Genomic DNA, 14,632 nt, shown 5'->3' with positions numbered 1-14,632 from the left:
AATACAACCATGACTTGGTTTTTGAGAAAAAAAAAGAATATTATAACATCTATAGACGAAAGAAAAGATTTTCCAAAAGGGATTTGGTACAGAACTCCTAGCGGAAAAATTATAGATACGGAAGAATTAAAAAAAAACGCTTATGTTAGTCCAGAAGATGGATATCATGTAAGAATTCATAGTAAAGAATATTTTGAAATTCTTTTTGATCATGGTGAATTTTTAGAAATGAATGTAAAAATGATGAGCAAAGATCCTATGAAATGGGAAGATTATAAAAAGTACACAGATAGAATTCAAGAAGCACGAAAAAAAACAAATTTATATGATGCAATTAGAACAGGAGTTGGAAAAATTAAAACTATAAATGTTGTGATATCTTGTATGGATTTTTCATTTATAGGAGGATCCATGGGGTCCGTAGTAGGAGAAAAAATATCTAGAGCAATCAAATATTGTATCGATAAAAAATATCCATATATATTAATTTCTAAATCCGGTGGAGCAAGAATAATGGAATCCTCTTTTTCATTAATGCAAATGGCTAAAACCATAGCTAGATTAACCCAATTACGAGATGCTAGAATTCCTTATATCTCTATTTTAACTGATCCAACTACGGGAGGGGTGACCGCTTCTTACTCCCTACTTGGGGATATAAATATAGCTGAACCAGGAGCTCTTATTGGATTTGCTGGACCTAGAGTGATCAGAGAAATAATAGGAAAAGACCTTCCAAAAGGATTTCAAACAGCAGAATTTTTAATGGATCATGGGTTTATAGATTTAATTTCCCCTAGAACCGAATTAAAAAAAAATATACATAATTTGGTTTCTATGATGATATAAAAATTATTCCCATTCAATAGTAGATGGTGGTTTAGAGGTAATATCATATGCTATTCTATTAATTCCATCAACCTCATTTGTAATTCTATTTGAAACTTTTTCTAAAAAATCGTAAGATAAATGTGAAAAAGTGGCGGTCATAAAATCTTCAGTGTTCGTAACACGTAATATCGCAGCATATTCATAAGTTCGTTTATCCCCTTTAATTCCTACAGTTTTTACAGGCAATAAAACTATAAAAGCCTGATTAACAGAATAATAAATATCGTAATTTTTTAATTCTTGTAATAAAATCGCCTCTGCTTCTTTTAAAATAGAGATTTTTTTTTCATTAATTTCTCCAATTATACGAATTCCTAAACCAGGTCCAGGAAATGGATGACGATATAAAATTTCTTTTGGAAGTCCTAATTTTTCTCCTATTTTTCTAACTTCATCTTTAAATAATTCTTTTAATGGTTCAATGAGTTTTAATTTCATTAATGCCGTTGGGAGCCCTCCTACATTATGATGAGATTTTATAGAACAACTTATTGAAGTTTTTGAAAAAACAGAAGATTCAATAACATCTGAATAAATGGTCCCTTGTGCGAAAAATTCAACATCTTTGATTTTCTTTGACTCTTTTTGAAAAATATATAGAAATTCTTTCCCTATAACTTTTCTTTTAATTTCTGGATCCACAATTCCGGTTAGTTTAGATAAAAAACGATTTTTAGCGTCTATTATTTTTATAGTAAAATGCATTTTTTCACATAAAGAAGATATTTTTTTTTTTTCATTTTTCAACAATAATCCTGTATCTACGAAAATACAATTTAAAGAATCACCAATAGCTTGATGAATGATATAAGCGGTGACAAAAGAATCTACTCCTCCAGAAAAACCTAACACAACTTTTTTTTTATCTACACGTTTTTTAATATCATCTATTGTATTTTTAACAAAGTTATTTAATTTCCAATTTGAACTACATTTGCAAATGTGAAAAACAAAATTTTTTAACATATATATTCCATATTCTGTATTTTTTACTTCTGGATGAAATTGAACTGCATAAATATCTTTATTGATATGACTAAAAGCAGCAATATCACAAGATGATGTATGTCCGATAACTTTAAATTCTTTTGGAATATTTTTTACTTCATCAAAATGACTCATCCAAACAATAGATTTATCTGGAATTCCATAAAATAGACTGTTATTAGGGTGATCTATGATCAAATCTGATTTACCATATTCCTTGTGTTTTGATTTTTTTATCTCTCCTCCAAAAAGAAAAGAAATAAGTTGCATTCCATAACAAATTCCGAATATGGGGATATTTAGTTGAAAAATATTTTTGGATATTAATGGAGAGCCTTTTTCATAAATAGAAAAAGGCCCTCCTGATAGAATCAATCCTTTAGGTTTTTTTTTTGAAATTACATGATATATAGAAGTCTCATTATAATGATATAATAAAGTATATACTCCTATATCTCGAATTCTTCTAGCAATCATATGACTATATTGAGATCCAAAATCTAATATGAGTATAAAATCTTTTTTCATTTTTGTATTTTTATAATGAATTATAAACCAATATCTTTTCTGAAATACAAATTTTCAAATTGAATTTTTTTAGCCTTATCGTAAGCTTCTTTTCTGGCTTCTTGAAGGGTCTTTCCTATTCCTACTATGTTAAGAACTCGTCCACTTGATGTGATCCATTTTTCTTGTTCTTTTTTTGCTCCAGCAATGTAAAAAGGTTCTTTTAAAGAATTTAAACCTGTTATAATTTTTCCACTTTCATATTTTTCAGGATATCCTTTAGATGATAAAACTACACAGCAAGAACACAATTTTTCCCAATCAATAGATATTGATTTATGTTGAAAGGAAGATTGAATAATATTTAAGAAATTACTTTTCATTAATGGAAATAAAGTTTGAGCTTCAGGATCTCCAATACGAGTATTGTATTCTAATAAGTAAACTTTGTTATGAGTTATCATTAATCCAAAATACAAAAATCCAAAAAAGGTTAATTTTTCTATAATTAACCCTTTTAAAGTAGGTTCTAAGATATTTTTTTTAAAATCAATCCAAACAGAATTTGTCATATATGGATTGGGAACAATCGTACCCATTCCTCCTGTATTCAATCCTTTTTCATTTTCTTCAATTTTTTTATAATCTTTAGCCGATAAGAAAGGGATAATATCTTTTCCATTGAAAAGAGATATAATAGAAGCTTCTTTTCCTTGTAAAAATTCTTCTATTATAATTTGATTCCCAGATTTTCCAAACTTTTTTTTTATCATAATATTTTTTAAAGCTTTTCTAGCGTCATTTTGGTTATGAGCTAAAATAACCCCTTTTCCTGCAGCTATGCCATTAGTTTTAATAGCTATAGAGTTTGTATATTTTTTTAAAAAATTAATAGCTTTTTCATAACAATAAAAAATATCGTACTTAGGAGTACGAATTCCATATTTTTTCATAAAGGATTTAGCAAAAATTCGATTTCCTTCAAGTTTAGCAGCTAAATAATGTGGTCCAATTATTTTTAATCCAAAATTATTAAAAATATCGACGACTCCTTCCAATAAAAAAATTTCGGATCCTACAATGGTTATATCTATCGTATTTTTTTTAGCGAAAAAACCTAATTCTAATACAGTATGATGATTTTCAATATTTTTCCCTATTAAACTAGTCCCTCCATTTCCAGGATAAAAATAAAGATGTATAGATTGATTATCTTCCAATAATTTTTTTCCTATAGCATGTTCACGTCCCCCACTTCCAAGAATTAAAATTTTCATTATTTTTTAATGTTTAAAGTGTCTTTTTCCAGTAAAAGCCATTGCAATTCCATAATCGTCACAAGCTTTTACAGATTCTTCATCACGTATAGACCCTCCTGGTTGAAGAATAGCACGTATTCCACCAGAACGTGCTGCTTCATCGACAACATCTCTAAAAGGAAAAAAAGCATCAGAAACGAGAACTAATCCCTCTTTACTTTTTTCTAAAGCTCTTTCTATAGCTTGACGAGCAGCCCAAATTCTATTAGTTTGACCTCCAGAAATACCTAAAGTTTGCGTATTTTTAGCCACTACAATAGCATTAGATTTCACATATTTTACTACTTTTTGAGCAAAAAATAAAGATTTTAGTTCTTGATCACTAAATTTTTTTTTAGTAACTATTTTATAACTTTTTTCATAAGGAAAAAAATAATCAGATTCTTGTACTAAAATTCCTCCGTCTATTTGCACATATTCTAACCTATCTGAAATAGGTTCACTGATACTAATAATTCTAAGATTTTTTTTAATTTTTAAAATATTTAAAACATCTGTTTCGTAATTTGGAGAAAGAACCACTTCTAAAAAAATGTGGTTGATCTCTTTTGCTAATTCTTTTGTAATTGGGACATTAACAGCCATTATTCCTCCAAAAGACGAAATAGTATCAGCGTAATAAGTTTTTTGAAATGCCTCAATAATGTTTTTTCCTAACGCTACCCCACAAGGAGTGGAATGTTTCACGGTACAACAAGCAGGTTCTGAAAATTGAGTCACAACTTTCCATGCTACATCCATATCTCTTAAATTATTAAATGATAATTTTTTTCCATGTAATTGCTGAAAATTACGCATTGATCCTTTATGAGTTATATTTACATAATAAGCTGCTTTTTGATGAGGATTTTCTCCATAACGGAGATTTATTTTCTTTTCATAAGAAGAATGTAAATAAATAGGAAATTTATCATCCAAAAGATATTGAGAAATAGCAGAATCGTAAGCAGAAGTAAAATTAAACGCTTTTCCTGCTAATCTTTTTCTCAATTTTAATGAAGGAAATCCATAATCGTCAATTTCAGATTGAACTAACTCATAATCATTCTTATCTGTAATAGCGGTTACATGTAAAAAATTTTTAGCAGCCGCTCGAAGCATAGATGGCCCTCCAATATCAATAAATTCTATTAAGGAATTAATATTGATAGGTTCAGGTTTATGATGTATTTTTTCAAAAAATGGATAAAAATTAACCAAAACAATATCAATAAGATGAATATTGTGAGAATGAACAGATTTCATATGTTTTTCAATGGAACGATTAGCTAAAATTCCTGCATATATATTAGGATGAATGGTTTTTACTCTTCCATCTAAAATTTCAGGAAAAGAAGTAAAATTAGAAACCTCTATGAGATTTGATAATCCTTTTTTAATAAAATATTGGTAGGTCCCTCCAGTAGAAACTATTTGATATCCTTTTTGATCTAAAAAATTGACAAATTTAAATAATTTTTCATTTTTTTCATAAACACTAATCAAAGCTCTTTTCATAATACATACTACAAATTAATTGTTACTTTTTGAGTGTATAACTCCTTATAATTATAATTCTTTATTATAAAGTTTGTTAATAGATTGAATTAATATTTCTTTTTCTATCAGATAAATTTTTTTCGATAAAGATACTGGAGTTTCATCTGAATCGATTTGACATGTTTTTTTCAAAATTACATTTCCTAAATCCACATTTTTTGTGACATAATGAACTGTAGCACCTGATATTTTTTCCTTATTTCTTATAACTGCTTGATGTACCTTTATTCCATACATTCCTTTTCCTCCATATTTAGGCAATAAAGAAGGATGAATATTTATAACTTTATTCAACCATTTTTCACAAAACTCTGCATCAAGTATAGAAAGAAACCCTGAAAGAACTATAAGATCCGGAATATACCTTGCAAGTATATTACTTATTTCTTTAGAAAGAAATTTTTTATTAGTCCTTATTAAAGAAAATACTGTAATATTTTTTTTCAACGCATATTGAATGGCTTTACACCATCTATCAGAAATCACTAGATTTACCATTGAATTATAAAGCTTTCCGCTTTTAATTGCTTGTAAAATATGCTGCATACCAGTTCCCTTTCCAGAAACTAAAATAGCTATTTTTTTCATGGAAATGTTTTTATATCAAAAATACTTTTTTATTTCCTTTCACAATATTCCCCAAAATAAAAGGCTTTTCTCCTAAAAAATGGAGTCTTTCCAAAAGAGAATCTTTTTCTTCAAAAGACACTACTATAATCATTCCTACTCCCATATTAAAAGTATTCCACATTTTATGTTCTGATAGATTTCCTTTTTTTCGAATGTAATTGAAAACAGGCTGGATAGGAATTTTTTCTTTTTCCACTACAGCTGATAAATTTTCTGGAAGAATTCGATATAGATTATCAGATATTCCTCCTCCAGTAATATGAGCTAATCCGTGTATCAAAAATTCTTTTAATAAAGCATGAATAGGAAAATGATAAATTCTAGTTGGAATTAAAAGCGTCTCATAAAACGGTTTTTCTTGGAAAGATTTTAAAAAATCTTCTTTAGAAAAAATATTTCTAATTACAGAAAAACCATTACTATGTACACCTGATGAGGGCAGTCCTATTAAAACATCTCCTTCTTGAATTAATTTTTTACCATCGACAAGATGGTTTTTTTCTACAATACCTACACAAAATCCAGCTACATCATAATCATTTTTTCTATAAATTCCGGGCATTTCCGCAGTCTCTCCCCCAATCAGACAGGTGTTTGTTTTTTTGCAGGAAATAGCTATACCTTGTACAATTTTTTCTACAATACTAGAATCGAGTTTCCCACAAGCTAAATAATCTAAAAAGAATAAAGGAATAGCTCCATGACATAAAACATCATTTGCACACATTGCAAAACAATCTTCTCCAATCACATTATATTTTTTGCAGTCTATAGCCAAACGTAACTTAGTCCCCACTCCATCAACTCCAGATACTAAAATAGGTTCCTTATATCCATATTCATATATTTTATAAAAACCAGAAAAATGATCTAACGTACTCATTACTCTATTGTTATAAGTATTTTCTAAAATCTTACTAATTTTGCATGTGGTCATTTTTTTTTTATTCACTTTCATATTATATATATTAATTAGTTTTTTTTAACTGGATAATTTCCGGTAAAACAACCAAAACAATAATGAATACTTCCAAGAATATCTATAAAATTATCCATACTTAAAAATTCTAAACTATCTACATTTAGAATTTTTGCTATACTTTTTTTATCAATATGATTGTATGATATGAGATCTTTTTTACTTGGAGTGTCTACTCCTAAATAACATGGACCTATAATAGGAGGAGAAGCACTTCTAAAATGAATTTCTTTAGCACCTGCTTTTCTTAATATGTAAACTAATCTACGACTGGTAGTTCCGCGAACTATAGAATCATCGATAATAACAATTCGTTTTCCTTTTATTTCATCTAATATAGGATTTAATTTCAAGTTTACCATTTTTTCACGCATTTCTTGTTGAGGATGAATAAAAGATCTTCCAATATATTTATTTTTTACTAAAATTGGTTTAAAAGGAATTCCCGAAGCTTTAGAATACCCAATAGAAGCTGGAACTCCAGAATCTGGAACTCCAATAACTACATCCGCTTCTACTGGATGTTGTTCGTAAAGTTTTTCTCCACTCTTTTCACGAATTTCATAAACATTTATATTTTCAATTAAGGAATCAGGACGAGAAAAATAAATATATTCAAAAGAACATATTCTTTTTTTTATATTTTTTCTTTTTGTAAGTAGAGAGAATTGAATTGATTTTTTCTCCACTATTATAATCTCTCCTGGGAATACATCTCTTACATAAAACCCTCCTACTGAATCAATTCCACATGTTTCAGAACTAAATATATAAATCTCTTCATTCAACATTCCATAACATAAAGGACGTATTCCGTTTGGATCTCTAAATGCAGCCATTTTATTATCCATAAGGACAATCACAGAATATGCTCCTTTAATATCAATAGTTGTTTTTTGAATAGCTTTTTCTAAACTGTTATCAGATTCTGGTAAATATTTTTGTATTAAACGTAAAATAACTTCTGAATCTGAATATTCGGATATAAAATTTATTCCTTTGGATTCCAATTCTCTACGTAGATCTTGAGCATTGACTAAATTTCCATTATGTACTATAGATATAGTGCTTTTTCCATAAGAATCCTCTCCAAAAAAAGGTTGAATATTTTTTTTACTTTGCCCTCCTTCTGTGGAATAACGAGTATGTCCAATCACAGCATTTCCATGATAACATTCAGAATTTGAAATTTTTCTAAAAAAATCTAAAACCAATCCTTCACTTTTATGTGATATAATAAATCCATCTCGTAAGACAGAAAAACCACAAGCTTCTTGTCCTCTATGTTGTAATGCAAATAAACCAAATTGAATTAAAGAAAATGTGTCTACTTTATAAGGTGAATAAATTCCAAAAACACCACATTCATCATGAAATTTATCAAAATAATTATTTTCCAGAATATAAGGAAATAATTGAGATATCATCTTTTTGGAAAAAGAATATCTTTGTTCCATTATTTTAATGGATTAACTTACATTTAACCTTTTTAATATCTCCATATAAATGTCAAATACTTTTTCTTGTAATCCCATTCTAAATGAATCTTTATCCAATTTTTTCATTGTTTTTTTATCCCAAAAACGACAAGTATCTGGACTAATTTCATCGGAAAGTAGAATCTCATTTTTATGATTCTTCCCAAATTCTATTTTAAAATCCACCAATATAATATTTTTATCTAAGAAATATTTTTTTATAATATGGTTGATTTTCGATGTTATGCTATAAATGGTATTTAATTCTTCATATGAAATAATTTCTAGAAATACTGCATGATGATCGTTAATTAAGGGGTCTTTTAACTTATCATTTTTATAAAATATTTCAAAAATAGGATTATACAGATGAATCCCTTCTTTAACGCCTAAACGTTTAGACATACTTCCCGCAACAATATTTCGAACAACAAATTCTAAAGGGATCATCTCTACTTTATGACACAACTGCTCTCTGTTGTTTTTTTTTCGTATAAAATGAGTTTTGATTCCACGAGAATTTATAAATTGAAAGATCAATGTAGTTATTTCATTATTTAAAACACCTTTGTCTTGTAATATATTCTCTTTTAATCCATCAAAAGCAGTTATACTATCTTTATGATGAATTAATACTTCAAATGGATTATTGGTAGCATATATTTTTTTTGTTTTCCCTTCTGATAAAATATTTTTTTTAATTATGCAGCTCATGGTAATAAATGTTGCTTGATTTCAGTTATCAATTTTTCCTTTTTTTTCATTCTGAATTTTAGCAATAATTTCCTTATATCTTGATATTTTGTAGCTAAAATATGAATAGCAAATAAAGCTGCATTATAGGAATTATTTATTCCTACTGTAGCTACGGGAACGTTTTTTGGCATTTGTACTATAGAAAAAAGAGCATCTATTCCTCCTAAGGATCCATAATTATTATTAGAATGAATAGGGACTCCTATAACAGGTAAAATCGTTTTAGAAGAAATAAATCCAGGTAAATGAGCGGATAATCCAGCTCCTGCAATAATTACATCTGTCCCTTCAGATTCTATTTTCTTGATAGTGTTTGATAAAATATCTGGTAATCGGTGTGCGGAAATTACATAAGATTCATAACTTATGTTAAATTTTTCGAGGACTTCCGCTGTTATTTTCATAATTGATTTATCAGAAATACTTCCAAAAAATATAGCCACTTTCATAATTTATTTTGATTTTTATTATAAAAAATATTGTACTGCATTTTTAAAAATTGAATGTTCATGAACATTAGGAATATTTTTTAATAAACCATGATCATAACGTTCTGGGTGAGTCATTCTTCCATAAATTCTACCATCTTCACTTAATAAACCCTCTACGGATTCAACAGATCCATTAGGATTATATAATCTATCTGAACTAGGATTTCCTTCTAAATCTACATATTGTGTGGAAATTTGGTTTTTATCTAATAAAGTATTTATTGTTTTTTTATTTGCATAAAATCTTCCTTCGCTGTGAGATATGGGGAGAGTATATATTTTATTTTTCATCCCGTTTAACCATGGAGAGTGATCAGAGATCACTTTAATATGAACACATTGGGATATATGTTTTTCTATTTTATTGTAAGTCAATGTCGGAGAATTAGAATCCATCAAACGAATTTTACCATAAGGTAATAATCCAGACTTTATAAGTCCTTGAAATCCATTACAAATTCCTAAAATCAATCCATCTTGATCAAGAAAATATTTAACAGCATCTTGAATATATGGATTATGTAATATAGATACAATAAATTTAGCAGATCCATTTGGTTCATCTCCAGCACTAAAACCTCCACAAAGCATAAATATTTGTACAGATTCTATATATTTTTTAAAATATAAAATGGACTCTATAATATCTTTATCATTTAGATTTTTAAATACTAAAGTATTTACTATAGAACCCTCTTTTTCAAATGCACGAATCGATTCAAATTCACTATTTGTCCCAGGAAATATAGGAATAAACACACGGGGTTTCCCTTTTTTTTTAAATTTACATTTCCATATGATAGAATTATACTTTTCTTTTTGTTTAATTTTTTCTACTTTTATTTTTTTAGTATTATTAGAATTAGAAAAATTAGAAGAGAAAATAGGAGAAAAAGTTTTTAACCAATTTTTTATAGATTCATCTATATCAATAGATATTCCATTAAAATTTAAATACTCGTGAGAAATAATTTCTCCTATTGGAATAAAATTTTTGTATGGAATGTAAGATGAAGATTCTATAATTAAGGAACCTATGTTCGTTTCAAGCAAATGATCTTTATAATCAATGACTGCTCCTAAACGATTCCCAAAAGACATATTGGCAAGAGCAACAGAAATGCCTCCATCTTTAACTGTTTTAACCGAAACAATTTTCCCGGAACAAATTCCTTCATGAACCTGGTCATAGGCTTTTTTTATAGAATCAAAATCTGGCATTTCATTCTTTAATGAATTGTGATAATACAAATAAATTTTATTTCCTGCTTTTTTAAATTCAGGAGATATAATATGAAAACATAAACCTGTAGCTACACCAAAGGCGATAAATGTTGGTGGAACATGTAAATTTTTGTACGTACCAGACATAGAATCTTTTCCCCCTATAGAAGCTAGTTTCAATGACATCTGAGCATGATAAGCCCCTAATAAAGCAGAAAAAGGTTTCCCCCAATTTTCTGGGTCATTTCCCAATTTTTGATAATATTCTTGAAAACTAAAATAAGTATTTCTGTAATCACCCCCCATAGAAACAATTTTTGAAATACATTCTACAATTGCATAAGCACCTCCATGAAAAGGGCTCCAAGTAGAAACTTCAGGATGAAAACCCCAAGAAGCTAAACTTACTGTATTTGTATTTCCTCTTAAAACAGGAATTTTTTGTACACTTCCTTCAGATGGGGTCATCTGATATTTTCCTCCAAAAGGCATTAAAACTGTAGTCGCACCTACAGTACTATCAAACATCTCCACTAAACTTTTTTGAGAAGCTATATTTAATTCAGAAAGAGTATTTAAAAATTTTTCCTTACTAAAAGGAATTTTTTTTGATTTATTAAAAGGGGAAACTGAAATAGGGGAATTCACACGAACAGCTTTTTCTTTATGAGATCCTTTTGTATTCAAAAAAGAACTTTTTACATTAAAAATTTCCTTTTTTTTATAATAAAAAATGATACGTTTATTGTCAGTGATTTTCCCGATAGGCACAGACATGATATTTTCTTCACGAGAAAAATGAATAAATTTTTTCACATTTTTAGGATCTAATATTACTGCCATACGTTCTTGAGATTCAGAAAGCGCAATTTCTATAGATTCTATTTTTTTTTCATTTTTTACCGGTATCTTATCTAAATATAGCACTAAACTATCGCTTAATTCACCTACAGCAACAGCGGCTCCCCCTGCTCCAAAATCATTGCATTTTTTTATTAAAGAAATAACTTTTTTTTTTCTAAAAAATCTTTGAATTTTTCTTTCTATTATTGGATTTCCTTTTTGTTGGTCATGATTTTTAAAATCAGAACTATGTTCTTGAGAAGAATTTGTAGCTCCTCCAATTCCTTCTTTTCCTGTCAAGCCTCCAATTAACAAAATAACATCTCCTTTTCTTGGTTTATCCTGTTTGATAAAATCAATAGGAACTGCGCCAATAACCATTCCAACTTCCATTCTTTTTGCTCTATATCCTTCATGATAAATTTCATGCACATGAGTTGTTGCTAATCCTACTTGATTTCCATAAGAACTATAACCACGAGCTGATTCACAACAAATTTTATGTTGTGGTAATTTTCCATTTATAGTTTTTGAATTGATAGGATCAGCAGCCCCACTCAACCTTAGGCCTTGATAAACAAAAGCTCTACCAGATAAAGGATCACGAATAGCTCCTCCTACACAAGTGGAAGCCCCTCCAAAAGGATCGATTTCAGTAGGATGATTATGAGTTTCATTTTTAAATAATAGATACCATTTTTCTTTTTTTTCAGTGAAATCTACATCTATCATTATCATACACGCATTATGTTCATCTGATAAAACATAATTTTTTAATTTACCCTTTTTATAAAGAATTTTAGCAGGAAGATTAGATAAATCCATAAGATTTATAGGATATTTTGATCTTCCTATTAAATCTCTATCCTTTAAATATTTTCTAAAAATACTTTGATATGTTTTTTTTAATGATCCATCAAAAGATATATCTATCAATGTGGTAAAAAATGTTGTATGACGACAATGATCAGACCAATAAACATCAAATATACGTAATTCTTCTTGTGTTGGATTTCGCTTCTCTTGAGAGAAATATTTCTGTATAAATAGTAAATCATTAACTTCCATAGAAAGATTCCATTTACTATGGATTTTTCTTATTTTTTCAACAGAAAAATTAATAAAATTGTCTATGATTTCGGGAGCATTTTTTTCGTTTTGTGCATTTAAACATGAATTAATGTAATATTTTTTTATTTTATAAAAATCCTGTTTTTTTTTCATACCAATTAATTCAATTAATTGTCCTGTTTTTACGGAAACTCTAGTAGAAGATTTGGGATCTATAATTTTTATACATTGCATAGCTGCATGGGCTCTATCATCATATTTTTCTGGAAAATATTCTATATATGAAGTATTCAAATGTATCTTTTTATGCAAAATATCTGTTACAGGATCTACAAAAACCTTTGATAGGCTTTCTAAAAAAAGTTTTTCATTTATATTAAATATATCATATATATAATAAATAATTATATTAGACAATGAAACATTCATATTTTTTAATTCATTGTATAATTTTCTAGAATCGATATCAAAAGGACTTTTTTTTTGTATATAAATTCTGAAATTCATTATTTATCCATGTATTAAATTTGTCTATCCATATTAGATATATCAGACTCAATTAGATGATGAAAACGATTTAATATGGGATTCACTTTTTTATCAATAAATTCTAAAGCTTGATCTGAAGAAAATCCTGTAAAATTTTTAGGATTTAGAATTTGGTTCATTTCTTTTTCATCAATTGGTATTTTTTTATCATGTAAAATACGTTTAATAAAATCATTTTCCATTCCTTTTAATTTAATATTATCATTTGTTTCCATAGAATGAACTCGTATTCTTTCATGAATATCTTGCCTATCTGCTCCCTTTTTTACACATTTTATAATAAGATATTCAGTCATTAAAAAAGGAAGCTCCTCTTTTATATGTTTATCAATGATTTTAGGATATACAACTATATTTTCTAATATATTATTCCAAATCATTAAAATAGAATCTATAGATAAAAAGGACTGTCCTATAACCAGTCTTCGGTTTGCAGAATCGTCTAAAGTACGTTCCAACCATTGTGTTGCCGCAACTAAGGCTGAACTATTAGATAAAGAAATAACATACTTAGCTAAAGAGGCTATACGTTCACTACGTATTGGATTCCGTTTATAAGCCATAGCACTAGATCCAATTTGTTCTTTTTCAAAAGGTTCTTCCATTTCTTTTAAATTTTGTAATAAACGTAAGTCGTTACTAAATTTATGAGAAGATTGAGATATATTGGATAATAAATTTAATATTTGAGCATCGACTTTTCTATCGTAAGTTTGTCCTGTTATAGGAAAAACATTTTTAAATCTGAATTTACTAGATAATTTTTTTTCTAAATCTTTTACTTTTTGTAAATTTCCATTAAATAATTCTTTAAAAGTATCTGCTGAACCTACAGTTCCTTTAACTCCTCTAAAATGAATATTTTTTAATCTAAATTCTAATTCTTCTAAATCTAGAAGTAAACTTTGTAACCATAAAGCAGAACGTTTTCCTACAGTTGTTAATTGAGCTGCCTGATAATGAGTAAAAGCTAAAGTAGGTATATTATGATATTCTAAAGTAAAATTCCTAAGACGAAAAATTACATTAATTAATTTTTTTAATAATATCTCTAATCCATCACGAATTAAAATAATATCCGTATTGTCTCCTAAAAACGCACTTGTGACACCCAAATGAATTATAGGTCTAGCTATAGTCGCTTTTTCTCCAAAAGCATATAAATGAGCCATAACATCATGGCGAAATTTTTTTTCATAGAAAAAAACTCTATCCCAATCAATGTCATGTAAATGATTTTTTAAGTCAAGGATTTGTTCATTACTAATGTTTAATCCTAATTCTTTTTGAATTTCTGCTAAATATAACCATAATTTTCTCCAAGTAAGAAACTTTTTTTTTGGAGAAAAATTATATAACATTTCTTTA

Annotated in this window: 11 protein-coding genes; 1 reads left to right on the top strand and 10 read right to left on the bottom strand. The window is 27.8% G+C overall.

Annotated features, from left to right (window positions below; all coding sequences use genetic code 11):
* The first annotated feature begins 9 nt into the window (after nt 1-9).
* Entirely contained in the window at nt 10-849 is an 840-nt protein-coding gene (accD, locus tag H0H64_RS00830; protein ID WP_185857461.1) for an acetyl-CoA carboxylase, carboxyltransferase subunit beta, read from the top strand.
* A 3-nt stretch (nt 850-852) separates the two neighbouring features.
* On the opposite strand, the gene guaA is transcribed toward accD, so the two are convergent.
* The 10 genes from guaA to purB are packed head-to-tail and all read right to left on the bottom strand — an operon-like array spanning nt 853 to nt 14,625.
* On the bottom strand, nt 853-2,406 hold the full coding sequence (gene guaA, locus H0H64_RS00825; RefSeq protein ID WP_185857460.1) for a glutamine-hydrolyzing GMP synthase: 1,554 nt from the start codon (nt 2,404-2,406) through the stop codon (nt 853-855).
* Between the two features lie 20 nt (nt 2,407-2,426).
* Nucleotides 2,427-3,662: a phosphoribosylamine--glycine ligase gene (purD, locus tag H0H64_RS00820; protein WP_185857459.1), complete on the bottom strand. Its 1,236-nt coding sequence runs from the start codon at nt 3,660-3,662 to the stop codon at nt 2,427-2,429.
* A 6-nt stretch (nt 3,663-3,668) separates the two neighbouring features.
* Complete coding sequence (purH, locus tag H0H64_RS00815) at nt 3,669-5,201, bottom strand: bifunctional phosphoribosylaminoimidazolecarboxamide formyltransferase/IMP cyclohydrolase (protein ID WP_185857458.1); 1,533 nt, start codon at nt 5,199-5,201, stop codon at nt 3,669-3,671.
* Nucleotides 5,202-5,252: 51 nt separating this feature from the next.
* The gene (locus H0H64_RS00810) at nt 5,253-5,831 is read right to left on the bottom strand and encodes a formyltransferase family protein (RefSeq protein ID WP_185857457.1); all 579 of its coding nucleotides are present in this window, start codon (nt 5,829-5,831) and stop codon (nt 5,253-5,255) included.
* A 10-nt stretch (nt 5,832-5,841) separates the two neighbouring features.
* On the bottom strand, nt 5,842-6,831 hold the full coding sequence (purM, locus tag H0H64_RS00805) for a phosphoribosylformylglycinamidine cyclo-ligase (RefSeq protein ID WP_185857456.1): 990 nt from the start codon (nt 6,829-6,831) through the stop codon (nt 5,842-5,844).
* A gap of 14 nt (nt 6,832-6,845) precedes the next feature.
* Nucleotides 6,846-8,279, bottom strand: a complete 1,434-nt coding sequence (gene purF, locus H0H64_RS00800; protein WP_185857597.1) for an amidophosphoribosyltransferase — start codon at nt 8,277-8,279, stop codon at nt 6,846-6,848.
* Between the two features lie 42 nt (nt 8,280-8,321).
* Nucleotides 8,322-9,044: a phosphoribosylaminoimidazolesuccinocarboxamide synthase gene (gene purC, locus H0H64_RS00795; RefSeq protein ID WP_185857455.1), complete on the bottom strand. Its 723-nt coding sequence runs from the start codon at nt 9,042-9,044 to the stop codon at nt 8,322-8,324.
* Complete coding sequence (gene purE, locus H0H64_RS00790) at nt 9,041-9,535, bottom strand: 5-(carboxyamino)imidazole ribonucleotide mutase (protein WP_185857454.1); 495 nt, start codon at nt 9,533-9,535, stop codon at nt 9,041-9,043. The genes purC and purE overlap by 4 nt, the downstream gene beginning before the upstream one ends.
* 18 nt (nt 9,536-9,553) lie before the next feature.
* Nucleotides 9,554-13,222: a phosphoribosylformylglycinamidine synthase gene (locus tag H0H64_RS00785; protein WP_185857453.1), complete on the bottom strand. Its 3,669-nt coding sequence runs from the start codon at nt 13,220-13,222 to the stop codon at nt 9,554-9,556.
* A gap of 14 nt (nt 13,223-13,236) precedes the next feature.
* Nucleotides 13,237-14,625 carry an adenylosuccinate lyase gene (purB, locus tag H0H64_RS00780; protein WP_202983778.1) on the bottom strand — a complete coding sequence of 463 codons (1,389 nt, stop codon included), beginning with the start codon at nt 14,623-14,625 and terminating at the stop codon, nt 13,237-13,239.
* Nucleotides 14,626-14,632: the final 7 nt, after the last annotated feature.

Origin of the sequence: Blattabacterium cuenoti (genome assembly GCF_014251635.1) — a bacterium.
In the GTDB taxonomy this organism is placed as follows: domain Bacteria; phylum Bacteroidota; class Bacteroidia; order Flavobacteriales; family Blattabacteriaceae; genus Blattabacterium; species Blattabacterium cuenoti_S.
This window is presented reverse-complemented; position numbering and strand designations above follow the sequence as displayed.